Source organism: Arthrobacter sp. 2YAF22_2 (assembly GCF_052114645.1).
In the GTDB taxonomy this organism is placed as follows: Bacteria; Actinomycetota; Actinomycetes; order Actinomycetales; family Micrococcaceae; genus Arthrobacter.
The window spans coordinates 1-1240 of record NZ_JBFRFD010000740.1 but is presented as its reverse complement, the minus strand read 5'-3'; the positions used below and the strand labels follow the sequence as shown (position 1 = coordinate 1240).

Below are 1240 nucleotides of genomic sequence, written 5' to 3'. Positions count from 1 at the left end.
GGTCGGGGCCGCCGGATTCCGGGCGGCCCCCGGCGTGCTGATGGTGCCGCTGCAGAACGAGTTTGGCTGGTCCACCACGGTCCTCTCGGCTGCCGTCAGCATCAATCTGGTGCTCTTCGGCCTGACCGCCCCGTTTGCCGCGGCCCTGATGGAGCGTTTCGGGATCCGCGCCGTGACCTCCGTGGCGCTGGTGCTTATCGGGGCCGGCAGCGCGCTGACCGTGCTGGTGAGCCAGTCCTGGCAGATTCTGCTGACATGGGGGCTGCTGATCGGGCTCGGCACCGGCTCCATGGCGCTGGTCTTCGCCGCCACGATCGCTAACACGTGGTTCGCCAAGAGCCGCGGACTCGTGGTCGGCATCCTCACCGCGGGCAGCGCAGCCGGCCAACTGGTATTCCTGCCCTTCATCGCCGCCCTCGCCCAGAACCCGGGCTGGCGGCAGGCTTCGCTGCTGATCGCCGCCGGCGCGTTCGCCGTGGTGCCGCTGGTGCTCAAGTTTTTGAAGAACTCACCGGCCGACGTCGGCGCACTGCCATACGGTGCCGACGCCGCCGAGCCGATGGACACGGCCGAGCCGGCTGTGGCGGCCACCGAAGCGCAGGCGCTGCCGGCCGCATCAACCGAACCCCGCCGGAACGCCGCCGTCCGGGCGATCCAGGTGCTCAAGCGGGCCAGCAAGGTGCGGACCTTCTGGGCGCTCGTAGCGGGCTTCGCGATCTGCGGGGCCACCACCAACGGTTTGATCGGTACCCACTTCATCCCCTCCGCGCACGACCACGGCATGCCCGAAACCACCGCCGCCGGCCTGCTCGCCGTCGTCGGAATCTTCGACATCCTCGGCACCATCGCCTCCGGCTGGCTGACGGACCGGTTCAACCCGCGGATCCTGCTCGCGGTCTACTACCAGTTCCGGGGCATCGGGCTGCTCGTCCTGCCGCTGCTGCTCAGCGCCGAAGTCCAGCCCAGCATGCTCGTGTTCGTGGTCATCTACGGCCTGGACTGGGTGGCCACCGTCCCGCCAACCGCCGCGATCTGCCGCCAGGTGTTTGGTGCAGACGGCAGCGTTGTCTTTGGCTGGGTCTTCGCCGCACACCAGCTCGGCGCCGCCGCGGCGGCGCTGGCAGCCGGCGCTGTCCGGGACGCCACCGGCCAGTACACCTACGCGTGGTTTGCCGCAGCGGCCATGTGCACCATTGCCGCCGTCATCAGCGCGACCATCCGCAAGGACACCGGACAGAAG

At 69.6% G+C, this 1240-nt stretch carries 1 protein-coding gene; it reads left to right on the top strand.

What is annotated here, in order from left to right; translation table 11 throughout:
* On the top strand, nt 1–1240 hold a 1240-nt coding region (locus AB4Y86_RS19175), incomplete at both ends, for an MFS transporter (RefSeq protein WP_441403709.1).